Genomic DNA, 14829 nt, shown 5'->3' with positions numbered 1-14829 from the left:
TCATTCCCGATAGCTCATTGTGTTAGGAGTTCTGAGTGCTCCGTCAGCGGTCCGCCGCCACCGCCACCTCCTTGGCCCAGCGGTAGTCCGCCTTGCCGCTGGGCGAACGCCGGATGCTGTCCGTGACGACCAGCTGGCGAGGGATCTTGTAGCCCGCCAGACGCGCCCGGCAGTGGGTCTGGATGTCCTCCAGGGACGGCCGTGCCGCGCCCTCGCGCAGCTGTACCACGGCCGCCACATGGTTGCCCCACGTCGCGTCGGGCACCCCGGCGACCAGGGCGTCGTACACGTCCGGATGCGACTTGAGGGCCTGCTCGACCTCCTCCGGGTACACCTTCTCGCCGCCGGTGTTGATGCACTGCGAGCCGCGGCCCAGGACCGTGACGACGCCCTCCTCGTCGACCGTCGCCATGTCGCCGAGCAGCACCCACCGCTCGCCGTTGCGCTGGAAGAACGTCTCGGCGGTCTTCCCCGGGTCGTTGTAGTAGCCGAGGGGCACGTGCCCGCGCTGGGCGACGCGTCCGGGCTCGCCGACCGCGACGGGCTCGTGGGTGACCGGATCCACTACCCGGGTGCGGGAGTTGACGCGGATGCGGAAGCCCCTGTCCGGGCCCGAGTCGGCGGTCGCGGTGCCGTTGAAGCCCGACTCCGACGAGCCGAAGTTGTCCAGCAGCATGGTGTGGGGGACGAGCGCCTTGAACTGTGCGCGCACGGTCTCCGACATGGTCGCCCCGGACGACGACACGCTGAACAGGGACGAGCAGTCCGTCCCCTTCATCGGCCCGTTCAGCGCGTCGATCAGCGGCCGGAGCATCGCGTCGCCCACCAGCGCCATGCTGGTGACCTTCTCCTTCTCGACGGTGCGCAGCACTGCCTCCGGGGCGAACTTGCGGTGGAGCACGACCCGCTGGCCGAAGTTGAAGCCGATGAACGCCGTGAGCGTGGAGGTGCCGTGCATCAGCGGGGGAGTGGGGAAGAACGTGATGCCCTCCCCTCCGGCCGCGACCCGCTCCGCCAGCTCCTCGGGTTTCCCGACCGGCTCCCCGGTCGGGGCGCCGCCGCCGAGCCCGGCGAAGAACAGGTCCTCCTGGCGCCACACGACACCTTTCGGCATCCCGGTCGTGCCGCCCGTGTAGATGATGAACCGGTCGTCCGCCGAACGGGCCGGGAATCCGCGCCCGGGCGACCCCGCGGCCTCGGCCTCGGTGAAGTCCACGGCGGGCAGCGCGGCGGCGTCCGGCGCGGGAGTGCGCACCCGCACCACGTGCCGCAGCTTCCCCGCCCGGGGCAGGACCGCGGCCACCCGGTCGGTGAACTCCGCGTCGAAGACCAGTGCCACCAGATCGGCGTCCCGGTAGAGGTAGGCCAGTTCTTCCTCGACGTACCGGTAGTTCACGTTGACGGGGACGATCCGGGCCTTCAGGCAGCCCAGCACCGTCTGCAGGTACTCGACCCCGTTGTAGAGGTGCAGCCCCAGGTGCTCGCCGGGCCGTACGCCGGCGTCGAGCAGATGGTGTCCGATGCGGTTGGCGGCCGCGTCCAGCTCCGCATAGGTCAGACGGCGCTCCGCGCCCGTGCCGGGATGGTCGACGTACACGAGCGCCTCGCGGTCCGGGACCGCGTCGACGACCGACTCGAACAGGTCGGCAAGGTTGTATTCCACCGCTCCTCCTGACCCCGCATCGCTCGGCGACGAAACGCGTCCGTCGGGTGCCGGTCATCAGAGCAAAGCCCGACGCAACTGTGAAGGGTCTCGGCGAAGAAATCTGACTGGGTGTCAGAAACCTCTTGTCCTGGCTCCACGCCTCCTGCAACCTGTTCTCGTTCCGGAGACGGGAGGAAGCGATGGGCGGGACCGAACACCTCACCGTGCAGCGGGAAGGCGCCACACTGGTACTCACACTCAACAGACCCGAGGCCAGGAACGCGCTCTCGCTGCCGATGCTGGTGGGGCTGTACGACGGCTGGACCGAGGCCGACGCGGACGACGCGGTCCGCTCGATCGTCCTCACCGGAGCCGGCGGCTCCTTCTGCGCCGGAATGGACCTCAAGGCCCTGGCGGGCACGGGCATGGAGGGGCAGCGGTACCGCGAACGCCTCACGGCGGACCCGGACCTGCACTGGAAGGCGATGCTGCGCCACCACCGCCCGCGCAAACCGGTGATCGCGGCCGTCGAGGGCCCCTGCGTGGCGGGCGGCACCGAGATCCTCCAGGGCACCGACATCCGGGTCGCGGCCGAGTCCGCGACCTTCGGCCTCTTCGAGGTCCGGCGCGGACTGTTCCCGATCGGCGGCTCGACGGTCCGCCTCCAGCGGCAGATCCCGCGTACCCACGCCCTGGAGATGCTGCTCACGGGGCGCCCGTACTCGGCGCGCGAGGCCGCCGGCGTCGGACTCGTCGGCCATGTCGTGCCCGACGGCAGCGCCCTCGCCAAGGCCCTGGAGATCGCCGAGCAGATCAACGCCTGCGGGCCGCTCGCCGTCGAGGCCGTCAAGGCGTCCGTGTACGAGACCGCCGAGATGACGGAGAGCGACGGGCTCGCCGCCGAACTCAAGCGCGGCTGGCCGATCTTCGACACCGCGGACGCCAAGGAGGGCGCCCGTGCCTTCGCGGAGAAACGCCGGCCCGTCTACAAGCGCGCCTGACCCCGCGCGGGAGCAGTACGCGCGCCCGACCTCCGAAGGAGTCATCCGGGATGCCCGAAGTCCTCAAAGCCCCCCTCGTCGTCGAGTTCCCCTTCACCCGCTCCCTGGGCCCCGTGCAACGCGCCTTCCTCACCGGCCTGCGGGAACGCGTCGTCCTCGGCGCACGCACCGGTGACGGCCGCACGCTCGTCCCGCCGGCCGAGTACGACCCCGTCACCGCCGCCGAGCTGCGCGACCTCGTCGAGGTCGCCCCCACCGGCACGGTCGCCACCTGGGCCTGGAACCACGAGCCGCGCCGCGGCCAGCCCCTCGGCACCCCCTTCGCCTGGGTGCTGGTCCGCCTGGACGGTGCCGACACCGCCCTCCTGCACGCCCTGGACGTCCCAGGCCCCGACGCCGTCCGCACCGGCATGCGCGTCCGCATCCGATGGGCCGGGCAGCGCTCCGGCGCCATCACGGACATCGCCTGCTTCGAACCGTACGACGGCGCACCGGACGAGCCCGGAGAGCCGGCCGGACCGGCCGTGCACAGCGGCGAGTTCGAGGACCCGGTGAACGGCATCGTGGCGTCCGCCCGCCTCGACTACACCTACACGCCGGGCCGCGCCCAGTCCGCCTACATCGACGCCCTCGCCGAGCGGCGCACCGTCGGCGAACGCTGCCCGTCCTGCCGCAAGGTGTACGTCCCGCCCCGGGGCGCCTGCCCCACCTGCGGCGTGGCCACGACGGAACAGACCGAGGTGGGTCCGCGCGGCACGGTGACGACCTACTGCATCGTCAACATCAAGGCGAAGAACCTCGGCATCGAGGTGCCCTACGTCTACGCGCACATCGCCCTCGACGGCGCCGACCTCGCCCTGCACGGTCGCATCGGCGGCATCCCCTACGACCGGGTGCGCATGGGCCTGCGCGTCGAACCGGTGTGGACACCCGGCGCCCGCTACCCCGACCACTACCGGCCCACCGGCGAGCCGGACGCCGACTACGACACTTATAAGGAGCTGCTGTGACGCGCGAAGAAGCCCCGGGGCCCCGAGAGATCGCCGTCGTCGCCTTCGCGCAGACCGACCACCGCCGCACCAGCGACGAACTCTCCGAAGTCGAGATGCTCATGCCGGTCCTGCACGACGTCCTGGAGCGGACCGGCCTGAAGACCGGCGACATCGGATTCACCTGCTCCGGGTCCAGCGACTACCTCGCCGGCCGCGCCTTCTCCTTCACCCTCGCCCTCGACGGGGTGGGCGCCTGGCCGCCGATCTCCGAGTCGCACGTCGAGATGGACGGCGCGTGGGCGCTGTACGAGGCGTGGACGAAGCTGCTCACCGGGGACGCCGACACGGCGCTGGTGTACGCGTACGGCAAGTCGTCGCCCGGATCCGTGCGGGACGTCCTGAGCCGGCAGCTGGACCCCTACTACATGGCGCCGCTGTGGCCGGACTCCGTGGCGCTCGCCGCACTCCAGGCGCAGGCCCTCATGGACGCGGGCGGGACCGACGAGCCGGCGCTGGCGGCCGTCGCCGCGCGCAGCCGCAGGGCCGCGACCGCCAACCCGCACGCGCAACTGAAGGGTTCCGTACCGCAGGGCGAGTACGTCGTCCGGCCGCTGCGCCGCGGCGACTGCCCCCCGATCGGCGACGGGGCCGCCGCCGTGATCCTCGCGGCGGGGGAGCGGGCCCGTGAGCTGTGCGACCGGCCCGCCTGGATCCGCGGCGTCGACCACCGCATCGAGGCGCACGGGCTCGGGGTGCGCGACCTGACGGACTCGCCGTCCGCACGCCGGGCCGCCGAGAACGCCGGTGCTTTCGAACGGCCCGTAGACACGGCGGAGTTGCACGCGCCGTTCACCGCGCAGGAGGTGATCCTCCGCAGGGCGCTGCGACTCGGCGACAGCGTCGCGGTCAACCCCTCCGGGGGAGCCCTCGCCGCCAACCCGGTCATGGCCGCCGGACTGATCCGCATCGGTGAGGCCGCCGCCCGCATCCACCGCGGCGAGTCCGACCGCGCGCTCGCCCACGCCACATCCGGTCCCTGTCTGCAGCAGAACCTGGTCGCCGTCCTCGAAGGAGACCCGCGATGAGCAAGGAGCCCGTGGCCGTCACCGGGATCGGCCAGACCAAGCACGTGGCGGCGCGCCGGGACGTGTCCATGGCGGGGCTGGTCCGGGAGGCCGCCGCGCGGGCCCTGGACGACGCCGAGCTGACGTGGGCCGACATCGACGCCGTGGTCATCGGCAAGGCCCCCGACTTCTTCGAGGGCGTCATGATGCCGGAGCTGTACCTCGCCGACGCGCTCGGTGCCGTCGGCAAACCCGTGCTCAGGGTGCACACGGCCGGTTCGGTCGGCGGCTCCACCGCGCTCGTCGCGGCCAATCTGGTGGCCGCCCGCGTCCACGGCACCGTGCTGACCCTCGCGTACGAGAAACAGTCCGAGTCCAACGCCATGTGGGGCCTGTCGCTGCCGATCCCCTTCCAGCAGCCGCTGCTCGCCGGGGCCGGGGGCTTCTTCGCGCCGCACGTGCGCGCGTACATGCGGCGCAGCGGCGCTCCCGACACCGTCGGCTCCCTCGTCGCGTACAAGGACCGGCGCAACGCGCTGAAGAACCCCTACGCGCACCTCCACGAGCACGACATCACCCTGGAGAAGGTGCAGTCCTCCCCCATGCTGTGGGACCCGATCCGTTACTCGGAGACCTGCCCGTCCTCCGACGGCGCGTGCGCCATGGTGCTCACCGACAGGGCGGGGGCGGCCCGTTCGCCCCGGCCGCCCGCGTGGATGCTCGGCGGCGCGATGCGCAGCGAGCCGACCCTGTTCGCCGGCAAGGACTTCGTGTCGCCACAGGCCGGCAAGGACTGCGCCGCCGACGTCTACCGGCAGGCGGGGATCGCCGACCCGCGCCGGGACATCGACGCGGTGGAGATGTACGTGCCGTTCTCCTGGTACGAGCCCATGTGGCTGGAGAACCTCGGCTTCGCCGAGGAGGGCGAGGGCTGGAAGCTCACCGAGTCCGGTGTGACCGGACTCGACGGGGACCTTCCCGTCAACATGTCCGGCGGGGTGCTCTCCACGAATCCGATCGGCGCCTCCGGCATGATCCGCTTCGCCGAGGCCGCCCTGCAGGTGCGCGGTCAGGCCGGGGAACACCAGGTGGACGGGGCCCGACGGGTACTCGGGCACGCCTACGGCGGAGGGTCGCAGTTCTTCTCGATGTGGCTGGTGGGCGACCGGCCGCCCGCCTCTTGAGGGCATCCCCCTCGCGTGGCCTGTCGGCGGCGGAGCGCGATCGCTAGGCTGGCCGCGGACGACGAGTCGGGAGGAGCACGGACGTGGCCGAGAGCACCACCCAGTGGCAGCCGCTCGCGGGCTGGGACAAGCCGGAGCTGGATCTGAGCAACGCCGACTGGCGCTCCAGCAGCCGAGGGCTCGGAGATGTCCAGATCGCCTTCGTCGAAGGCTTCATCGCGATGCGCAACAGCGGCCGCCCCGAGAGCCCTTCCCTGATCTTCACGCCCGCGGAGTGGGGCGCGTTCGTCTCGGGGGCGCGGGACGGGGAGTTCGATCTGACCTGAACCCTCGTCCGGCGGGCCGGGTTCCCGCCTCCCCGGAATTTCCGGACACGCGGCGATGGAACGCGTCCCGGGGCCGCCGTCTGCGTCAGGCTGGCCCCGGAACGATCAGCGCAGCGTGACGGAGGCGAGGATTCCATGAGCACCCTGCCGGTCATCGCGGCCGTCGACGGATCGGACGACAGCCTGCGGGCCCTGGACTGGGCGCTGACGGCGGCACGGCTGCGCGAGGCCCCGCTGCGCGTGGTGCATGTGGAGCACCACGCGCCCTGGGCGCGCCCCGACGGCCCCGTCGCCGGACCGCCTGACCCGGTGCTCGACCAGGTCCGGGAGCATCTGCGGGGCCGCAGCGGCCTGCCGGCCCTGGAGTACGCGGCCCCGCAGGGTGCCCCGGCCGCCCTCCTGCCGGAACTGGGCGCCACCGCCCAGCTCGTGGTGCTCGGCTCGCGCGGCCGCGGAGGGTTCACCGGCCTGCTGCTGGGCTCCATCGGCATGGCGACCGCACGCGACGCCGCCTGCCCGGTGGTCGTGGTGCCCCGCCCGGGACGGGAGGTGCCCGAGGGGCGGCCCGTCCCGCCGGGCCCGCGCGTCGTCGTCGGCCTGCACGTCGACGGCCCCACCGAGGCCGTCCTGGCCTTCGCCTTCGGGGAGGCGGCGCGCCGTGATGCCCGGCTCCAGGCGATCACCGCGTATCCCTGGCCGGTGCAGTCCTGGGCGGCACCGGGCCCGCTCGTCCCCGTGCCCGTCGACCAGGACGCCCTGGAGGACGAGACACGGACCCTCGCCGAGGGTTTCCTCGCCCCCCACCGCGAGAGGCACCCGGGCGTCCGAGCCGATCTCTCGCTCCTGCCGGGCGACGCGGCCGGACATCTCGTCGCGGCCTCCAAGGACGCGGAACTGGTCGCCGTGGGCCGCCACCGGCGGCGGTTCCTCGCCCCCGCCCGCATGATGGGCTCGGTGACCCAGGCCGTGCTGCTGCACGCGGCGAGCCCGGTCGCGGTGATCCCGCCGACGGCCGGCTCCCGCGACACCGACGGTTGACGGTCCGGCCGCCGCACGGTCCGGCCGCAGGCCAGGTGCCGGGCGGTCCCCGGCCCCGTCGCGGACGGCCCGGGGGCGGCCCGGCGGACGGCCGCCGGTTCCCCCGCGGACCGCTGCCACGCGGGCGGGCTCAGGGCCCTGTGGTACGCCGCGGCACGTACCATTGCGGCATGTCCTTCCTCCGCCGCCGCAGCGCCACCCCCGCCGGGCCCGACTTCGACGTACTGGCCATGGACCCGGGGGACTGGCCGGGCAATCTCGGTGCCGGTCTGCTGCCCGCCGCCGACGGCAGCTGCCAGGGCGTCTTCCTGCGCTACGACCTGTTCGGCGGCCGCGGCCCCGCGATGATCATCGGCAATCTGCCGGAGGGCTCTCCGGCCCGTGACGTCGCCGCGGGCGAGATCCCCTTCGAGGTGGCCCAGCTCCTCCTCGCGCTGGAGAACGACGAGGAGGTCACCGTCGTCGGGTCCGAGGACATCCCGGTGATGCAGGGCGACAACCTCCTGATCGTGCGCCGCCTCAAGCTCTCCGAGAGCCGCATCTCCTGCGTTCAGTTCGATCGCAGCGACAACGTCCTGGTGACCATCGCCGCCTGGGACCGCCCGATCACCGACGACCTGTACGCGCTGCTCAAGCCGCTGCCCGCAGAGCTGTTCCAGCAGGGCTGACGCGGCCGGGGGCCGGGACCCTCCCCTCGGTCCCGGCCCCGCGGCGTTCTACGACGCCGACGGCACCACCTGCACGTCCGCCGCCCGCACGAACGCCACCCGGTGGCCGAACTGGATCTCGTAGTACAGGTCCTTGCCCACCACGACCTTGTGCGAGTCCGTGGTGAAGGTGACCGCGTAGTAGTACTCGCCGGGCACCGCGCCGCCGACGACGTACTTCTGGCCCGCCGGGAGCCTGTACGGCAGCGGTGACACCGACTGCGCGGGCACTCCCTGCGGGTACGCCTCCTTCTCCGGGTACGCGCGGCCGTACACCGGCACGTCCGCGAGGCCGGCCTCGGGCGTCACCACGAGCCCGGACGCGTTCACCGCGGTCGGCTGCCCCTTCGGGTTCCTGAACCACGCCTTCTGCCCCAGGTACCAGATCGCCGTCCAGTCCCCGTCACGTCCGGCGACCGCGTACCGCTGGCCGGTGGACACGCGCGAGCCCACGTCGTTCACATCCATCGTCGAGTCGCCCCCGCCCGGACGCAGACCGATGTCCTTGATCAGCGGGGAGGACTCGCTCGGCGCGCTGTACAGGCGCACTTCGCCGGAGCCGTGCGCCGCACACGCTTCGCCCGACGTCGTGCAACCCGTGTACTCCGGCTGGTTCGCGGAGTAGTCCGGCAGGATCGTCACCAGGCCGCCCCGGGCACCGGCCGTGGCGCGCAACGGGTGGCCGAGCAGCTCGAAGTAGTGCCGCCAGTCCCAGTAGGGGCCCGGGTCCGTGTGCATGCCCGGGATCGATGAGGAGACCGGGCCCGGGACGTTCTCGTGGCCCAGGATGTGCTGGCGGTCCAGCGGAATGCCGTACTTCGCCGCGAGGTACGCCACCAGCCGGGCCGACGAGCGGTACATCGCCTCCGTGTACCAGGCGTCCGGCGAGGTGAGGAAGCCCTCGTGCTCCAGGCCGATCGACGTGGCGTTGATGTACCAGTTGCCCGCGTGCCAGGCCACGTCCTTGGCCTTCACATGCTGGGCGATGTGCCCGTCCGTGGAGCGCAGCGTGTAGTTCCAGGACACATAGGTGGGGTCCTGGACCAGGTTGAGGACGCCGTCCCACCGGCCCTCGGTGTCATGGATGACGATGTACTTGATGCCCTGCGACGCGGGACGGTCCCCCAGGTCGTGGTTGCCGTAGTCGCCCTCGCCGAACTCCTCGTAGGGCGCGGGGATCCACTCGCAGGACACGCTGCGCGGGCACTCGGTGCCGTCGGAGCGGGCCGCGCGCAACCCGGCCCGCCGCAGCTGCGCCGGGTCGGGCGCGAGGTCCCGGTCTGCGGCCAGCGTCACCCGCTGCCCGGTGTCCGTGGTGCGCCGCTCGCCCTGGCGCATGACCGCGAAGACGTCGTCGGCGTACGCGGCCGCCGTCCCGCTGTCGTCCGCGCGGGAGAACTCCGCGACCGCCCCGTACCAGTCGGCCGGGTCGCCGCTCAGCGGTCGGCCGAGATGCCGTTGCGCGGCGGCGAGCAGGGCGGCACCGCCCGCGATGTTGTCGGCCGGATCGGTGCGCAGCCGCTCGGCCGGGATGCCGGTCAGCGCCGCGGCTTCGGGCAGGGTCTTCAGCCGGGCCGGCAGCTCCGCGGCCGCCGGCACCTTCGGGGTGGGCAGCAGCGGGGGGCGGGCCTGGTCGCCGCGAGCGTCCTCGGGAGGGCCGTCGGGGCGGGCCGCCCCGGTGAGGGCGGTGCGGGCATCCGTGAGGTGCATCGGGCCGTAGCCGCCCGAGACGCTCGGCGCGCCCTCGTGCGCGTCCCAGCGGGACTGCAGATAGGAGACGCCGAGCAGCACGCTCTGCGGCACGTGGTACCGGGCGGCCGCGGCCGCGAACGCGCTCTGCAGGGCCGTCGAGGGGTCCTGGGCGGGGGCCGGGGCGGCGCCGAGCAGGGACAGCAACAGCGCGGCCGAGGCTACGGCCCCCGCGGCTGCGGCGATGCGTCTGCGCCCGGCGGGGGCGTGGGGGTCGGTGGCGGATCCTCGCAATGCAGCCTCCTGGGGCGGTCGCGTGATCTGGAGCGCGCGGGGCCGGACGTGCGTCAGTGGTACCGGCTCGCCGACGATCCGTCAATCATGCCCAGGAGCAGGTGATTTCCCATGTCGGCAGCGGTTGCGAGGAGTTTCCGCGCGGCGGTGAGGCGGCCTGCGGGGCATCAGTGGTGTCGACCAATGACGGGGGCAGGGGCGTCCCCGCGGGGCGGTGGAGCCTTCCGGCACGAAGAGGGCCCGCGGCGCCCCGCTGTCGCGAGCGCACCGCGGGCCGCTGCCCCCGTCACCGTGTGCCGACCGCCGCCCGAACGGCCCGCCGGGCCAGCTGGCAGTCGTCGTGCAGCCGCCTCAGCAGCAGGCGCTGCTCCTCGCCGGACGGCGCGGCACCGGGGTGGGCCGCCCCCGCAGCCGTCGGGGCCGGGTCCTGAAGGGAACGCTGAACGGCCGTCTCGTAGGCGCGGATCTCGCGGGTGAGGACCAGCATCAGGTTCACCAGGAAGGCGTCGCGCGAGGCCGGCCCCGCCGACTGCGCGATCTGGCTGATCTGACGCCGGGCCGCGGGCGCGTCGCCGAGGACCGCCCACAGGGTGGCCAGGTCGTACCCGGGCAGGTACCAGCCCGCGTGCTCCCAGTCCACCAGGACCGGACCCGCCGGTGAGAGCAGGATGTTCGACAGCAGGGCGTCACCGTGGCAGAACTGGCCCATGCCCTGGCGGCCCGCCGCCTGCGCGATGCCGTGCAACAGCTTCTGCAGATCGCCCATGTCCCTGTCCGTGAGCAGCCCCAGATCGTGGAAGCGCGCGATCCGCTCCGCGTAGTCCAGCGCTGCGTCGAACGTCCCCGCCGGGGGACGCCACGCGTTCAGCCGGCAGACCGCGCCCAGCGCCGCCCGGATGTCCGCGCGCGGCGGTGCCTCCACCGGATGCCGCTGCAGCGCCGCCACCCGACCCGGCATCCGCTCGATCACCAGCGTGCCGTTGTCCGGGTCCGCGGCGATCAGCCGGGGCACCCGCACCGGCGGCCGGTGCCGGACGAACGACCGGTAGGCCGCTATTTCGTGACGGACACGCTCGGACCAGACGGGGGAGCGGTCCAGTAAGCACTTGGCGACCGCCGTGCTGCGCCCCGTCGTGCCGACGAGGATCACGGATCGCCCGCTGCGACGCAGCACCTGCACCGGCGTGAACTCCGGGCAGATGCGGTGCACCGAAGCGATCGCCGTGCGCAGCTGAGCGCCCTGTGCGCCGGACAAGTCGATTCTCCCGCTGAGCGGTTGGGCCGTACTGACCCCCGGAACGCGCCGGTTCCTGCCGGCGTCCAGCACGCCGGACGGTGGTCGCGCGGGGTCGAGACAGGGGCTGCCGGCACCCGGGCGGGGGCGCAGCGGCCGAGGCGGGGCGGACACGGAGGACGATGCTGTGTACATGGGTGAGACAGATCCCTTCGTGTGCCTGCGAATTCCGCGCCGCCCGTCCCGGCCGCCGCCGGTGCACCCTGGGGAATGCGCGTGGGGGCGGCCGGGTCGGGGTGGCGCGTTCCTACCCGACACCCGATGCCCGGTGGCACACCATCTGGCGCACCCTGGCGAACCCTGGCGAATAGTCCCGGAGTAACTGACGGAGGGCTACTGTCAACTCAGCCGAGAACCTGGGGGCTTGATGTGAGCGGACAACCCAACACCCGCCTGGCGGACCTGTTCGGCCTGGCCGGCTGGTCGAAGGGCGAACTCGCGAGGATGGTCAACCGGCAGGCGGCGGCCATGGGCCACCCTCAGCTGGCGACCGACACCTCGCGGGTGCGGCGTTGGATCGACATGGGAGAGATCCCGCGCGATCCGGTGCCGCGGGTGCTGGCGGCGCTGTTCACCGAGCGACTCGGCCGTGTCGTGACCATCGAGGACCTCGGTCTGGTCCGGCACGGGCGCGCGGGGAGACGGCGTGACGAGGGGAATGCGGAGCACCCCGACGGAGTGCCGTGGGCGCCCGAGCGGACAGCTGCGGTCCTCACCGAATTCACGGGAATGGACCTCATGCTCAACCGACGCGGCTTGGTGGGCGCGGGCGCCGCGCTCGCCGCAGGATCCGCACTCAGCAGCGCCATGCACGACTGGCTGCACACCGATCCGGCCCTCGCGGCCGACGCCCCCCGCCTCGACGATCCCCTGCACGCCGACCCCGCCGGGTTCGACCGCTATGAGGCCGCTCCCATCGGGTCGCAGGAGATCGAGGAACTGGAGCGCTCGGTCGAGGTGTTCCGGGCCTGGGACGCGGCCCGCGGCGGCGGGCTGCAGCGCAAGGCTGTCGTGGGACAGCTCAACGAAGTGGGAGGAATGCTCGCCTACCGGCACCCCGACCATCTGCAGCGGCGGCTGTGGGGTGTCGCCGCCAACCTCGCCGTCCTCGCCGGCTGGATGTCGCACGACGTCGGCCTGGAACCCACGGCGCAGAAGTACTTCGTCATCGCCGCCCACGCGGCCCGGGAGGGCGGGGACCGCCCCCGCGCCGGGGAGGCGTTGTCGCGGGCGGCCCGTCAGATGGTCCACCTCGGCCGGCCCGACGACGCGCTCGACCTGATGCAGCTCGCCAAGTCCGGTTCCGGCGACCAGGTCCTGCCGCGGACCCGGGCCATGCTCTGCACCATCGAGGCGTGGGCGCAGGCGTCGATGGGCAAAGGGCAGGCCATGCGGCGCACCCTCGGCGAGGCGGAGGACCTGTTCGTCTCCGACAAGTCGGACGTGCCGCCGCCGAGTTGGATGCAGATGTTCGACGAGGCGGATCTGCACGGCATGCAGGCCCTGGCCTACCGGACCCTCGCCGAGCACGAGCCGAGCGCGGCGGTCATCGCGCAACTGCACGCCAAGGAGGCGCTGGAGTTGCGGGGCACGGGCCGGGACAGGTCGAAGATCTTCGACCACATCTCCCTCGCGTCCGCGTGCTTCATCGCCGACGATCCGGAACAGGCCGACCGGTACGCGCGTCTGGCCCTGACGTCGATGGGGGTGAACTCCTCCCACCGCACCTGGGACCGGCTGCGTGAGATGTACCGGCTCACCGCGCAGTACTCGGGCTTCCCGAAGATCCAGGATCTGCGCGAGGAGATCAAACTGGCGCTTCCCAAGGGCCCGTCGAAGCCCAGGGGCGGCAACACCGCCCAGACGTGAGGGGGATCTGCGCGGGCATCCCAAGCCCTTCGGAAACGAAGCGCGTCAGTGGACGAAGTGCGTCGGCGGACGATCCTCGTCAGGACATGATCCTGACGACGAGTAAGCAGGCGCTCTCCTCGCGTCGGCTCGTGCCGAACTCCTCCTCGACGGTCCGTACGCAGTCCTCGGCCGTGCGGGCCGCGCAAAGGCGCGGGGCCAGTCCGAGCAGCCGCTGGACGGCCGTCGTGCCGTCGCGCCGTGGGGGGAGCCCGCCGGTGTGGAGGAGCAGCAGATCGCCTTCCGCGAGGGTCTCTTCGGCCTGGCCGTAGACGGCGTGCGGGGTGGCTGCGAGCGCCACGCCCTCCGGTTGCTCCAGTACGCACCCCGTCCCGCCGCGGAACAGCAGTGGGGCGGGGTGTCCTGCCTGCGCCCAGCTGAGGGTGCGCGTGCCGGGGCGGTAGCGGCAGCAGAGGGCGGTGCCCGGGGACGGCTGGAGCGGGGCGTCGGAAAGCTGGTTGAGCCAGCCCATCAGCCGGCCCGGCTCGGTGCCCGCCACGGCCATGCCGCGCAGGGCACCGATGACCGTCGCCACGCCGGACGCCACGGCGGAGCCGTGGCCGGCGAGGTCGCCGACGCCGAACAACATGGCCCCGTCGGGCGGTTCGAAGGCGTCGTACCAGTCGCCGCCGCTGGGCGCGCTCGTGGTCGCCGGCAGCCGACAGGCAGCCACGTCCGGTGTCCCGGGGGCCCGTCGCGGGAGCCGGAGCCGCAGGGGGCCGTGCCACGGCGGCAGCACGGCCTCCTGCGGCTCGACCGCGAGCCGGTGCCCTGTCCACGCGTGGTGCCGGTGGTCCCGCAGCGAGTCATGGGTCTCACGCACGGTCCGCCGGCAGCGACGCAGCTCGCTGACGTCCCGCAGCACGGCCCACATCGAGGCGGTGCTGCCGTCGGCGCCGAGCACGGGCTCGCCCATCATGTGCACGGTGCGCACCTCGGTGTCGGGGCGCAGGATCCGGAACTCCCCGTCGATGGGCCTGCCCTCGATCAGACAGTCCGTGACCATGGCCGCCAGCAGCGGCCGGTCCTCGTCGTGGACGAGCGCGGGCAGCTCGTCGAGAGTGAGCGCGGGGGCCGAGGGGGCACGGCCGAGGATCTGGTACAGCTCCGCCGACCAGGTCGCCTCGTCGGTCAGCAGGTTCCACTCCGCGCTGCCGACCCGGCTGAGCAGCGAGCCGGGCCGGGGTGAGGGAGAAACGGCCGGGTCCGAGCCGGCCGCTCCGGCGGCCGCGGGCGGCGGGCCGTCGCGGAGCTGGGCCAAGTGCTCGTCCAGATCGTCGAGCTGATGCAGTGCCAGATCGCACAGCGCACGCTGCCACCGGCTCTCGGGGTCCCCGCCGTCCTCGGGTGCCCCCCGTCGTACGGCGTCGACATCGCCGCGCAGCCGCCGGGTCTGCGAGATGAGTGCGTCGACCGTACCGCGCTGGGGCGGGTGGGCGGCGGGGCGGTCCGCAGAGAGAGGGGGCGGCATGACGCACTCCGATGCGGGGACGGTTCGACCACGGCTGACGGAAGGACCATGACGACTGTCGCACAGCCCGCGACGCTCTGTAAGGGATTTGGCAACACACGATACGGTGATGCTTTTGGCATATGCCACAGGCCTCGGGTGTCACGTCCGGGGCGAATACGCCCGGCCGCGGGCACCGGCGGACGCCGGCGGCCGCGGCCCCCGGACGGCGGCGGC

Annotated in this window: 12 protein-coding genes; 8 read left to right on the top strand and 4 right to left on the bottom strand. The window is 72.9% G+C overall.

The genetic code is table 11. The annotated features are described in order from the left end of the window. Positions 1-43 precede the first annotated feature (43 nt). A complete protein-coding gene (locus ACFSL4_RS35895; RefSeq protein WP_381092164.1) occupies positions 44-1663 on the bottom strand; it encodes an acyl-CoA synthetase in 1620 nt (539 codons plus the stop codon). A 182-nt stretch (positions 1664-1845) separates the two neighbouring features. Here ACFSL4_RS35895 and ACFSL4_RS35890 point away from each other — a divergent pair, with 182 nt between their 5' ends. From ACFSL4_RS35890 to ACFSL4_RS35860, 7 genes are all read left to right on the top strand, one after another. Further along, on the top strand, positions 1846-2646 hold the full coding sequence (locus ACFSL4_RS35890; protein WP_381092162.1) for a crotonase/enoyl-CoA hydratase family protein: 801 nt from the start codon (positions 1846-1848) through the stop codon (positions 2644-2646). Positions 2647-2696: 50 nt separating this feature from the next. Next, on the top strand, positions 2697-3656 hold the full coding sequence (locus tag ACFSL4_RS35885) for a Zn-ribbon domain-containing OB-fold protein (protein ID WP_381092160.1): 960 nt from the start codon (positions 2697-2699) through the stop codon (positions 3654-3656). Further along, positions 3653-4723 (top strand): thiolase domain-containing protein, encoded by a 1071-nt coding sequence (locus ACFSL4_RS35880; RefSeq protein WP_381092158.1) that lies wholly within the window; start codon positions 3653-3655, stop codon positions 4721-4723. The genes ACFSL4_RS35885 and ACFSL4_RS35880 overlap by 4 nt, the downstream gene beginning before the upstream one ends. Next, on the top strand, positions 4720-5886 hold the full coding sequence (locus ACFSL4_RS35875; protein ID WP_381092156.1) for a thiolase domain-containing protein: 1167 nt from the start codon (positions 4720-4722) through the stop codon (positions 5884-5886). Before ACFSL4_RS35880 ends, ACFSL4_RS35875 begins: the two co-directional genes overlap by 4 nt. Positions 5887-5969: 83 nt before the next feature. Then, positions 5970-6212, top strand: a complete 243-nt coding sequence (locus ACFSL4_RS35870; RefSeq protein ID WP_381092154.1) for a DUF397 domain-containing protein — start codon at positions 5970-5972, stop codon at positions 6210-6212. A gap of 135 nt (positions 6213-6347) precedes the next feature. Beyond that, a complete protein-coding gene (locus ACFSL4_RS35865; protein WP_381092152.1) occupies positions 6348-7250 on the top strand; it encodes a universal stress protein in 903 nt (300 codons plus the stop codon). 170 nt (positions 7251-7420) lie between these two features. Further along, positions 7421-7918: a hypothetical protein gene (locus tag ACFSL4_RS35860; RefSeq protein ID WP_381092150.1), complete on the top strand. Its 498-nt coding sequence runs from the start codon at positions 7421-7423 to the stop codon at positions 7916-7918. A 48-nt stretch (positions 7919-7966) separates the two neighbouring features. Here the strand turns inward: ACFSL4_RS35860 and ACFSL4_RS35855 are convergent, their stop codons facing one another. Further along, positions 7967-9940, bottom strand: a complete 1974-nt coding sequence (locus tag ACFSL4_RS35855; RefSeq protein ID WP_381092148.1) for an N-acetylmuramoyl-L-alanine amidase — start codon at positions 9938-9940, stop codon at positions 7967-7969. A 286-nt stretch (positions 9941-10226) separates the two neighbouring features. Continuing rightward, positions 10227-11369, bottom strand: a complete 1143-nt coding sequence (locus ACFSL4_RS35850) for an aminoglycoside phosphotransferase family protein (RefSeq protein ID WP_381092146.1) — start codon at positions 11367-11369, stop codon at positions 10227-10229. 234 nt (positions 11370-11603) lie between these two features. On the opposite strand from ACFSL4_RS35850, the gene ACFSL4_RS35845 reads away from it, so the two are divergent. Then, a complete protein-coding gene (locus tag ACFSL4_RS35845; protein WP_381092144.1) occupies positions 11604-13103 on the top strand; it encodes a DNA-binding protein NsdB in 1500 nt (499 codons plus the stop codon). A 79-nt stretch (positions 13104-13182) separates the two neighbouring features. Here the strand turns inward: ACFSL4_RS35845 and ACFSL4_RS35840 are convergent, their stop codons facing one another. Next, on the bottom strand, positions 13183-14613 hold the full coding sequence (locus tag ACFSL4_RS35840) for a PP2C family protein-serine/threonine phosphatase (RefSeq protein ID WP_381092142.1): 1431 nt from the start codon (positions 14611-14613) through the stop codon (positions 13183-13185). Positions 14614-14829 lie beyond the last annotated feature (216 nt).

It is taken from the genome of Streptomyces caeni, from assembly GCF_042678285.1.
Lineage (GTDB): Bacteria > Actinomycetota > Actinomycetes > Streptomycetales > Streptomycetaceae > Streptomyces > Streptomyces caeni.
This window is presented reverse-complemented; position numbering and strand designations above follow the sequence as displayed.

What these genes read in the sequence shown, in the direction of transcription:
- ACFSL4_RS35860 (WP_381092150.1), top strand. Translation starts at nt 7,421, where the DNA reads ATGTCCTTCCTCCGCCGCCGCAGCGCCACCCCCGCCGGGCCCGACTTC.
- ACFSL4_RS35885 (WP_381092160.1), top strand. Translation starts at nt 2,697, where the DNA reads ATGCCCGAAGTCCTCAAAGCCCCCCTCGTCGTCGAGTTCCCCTTCACC.
- ACFSL4_RS35850 (WP_381092146.1), bottom strand. Translation starts at nt 11,369, where the DNA reads ATGTACACAGCATCGTCCTCCGTGTCCGCCCCGCCTCGGCCGCTGCGC.
- ACFSL4_RS35890 (WP_381092162.1), top strand. Translation starts at nt 1,846, where the DNA reads ATGGGCGGGACCGAACACCTCACCGTGCAGCGGGAAGGCGCCACACTG.
- ACFSL4_RS35840 (WP_381092142.1), bottom strand. Translation starts at nt 14,613, where the DNA reads ATGCCGCCCCCTCTCTCTGCGGACCGCCCCGCCGCCCACCCGCCCCAG.
- ACFSL4_RS35865 (WP_381092152.1), top strand. Translation starts at nt 6,348, where the DNA reads ATGAGCACCCTGCCGGTCATCGCGGCCGTCGACGGATCGGACGACAGC.
- ACFSL4_RS35875 (WP_381092156.1), top strand. Translation starts at nt 4,720, where the DNA reads ATGAGCAAGGAGCCCGTGGCCGTCACCGGGATCGGCCAGACCAAGCAC.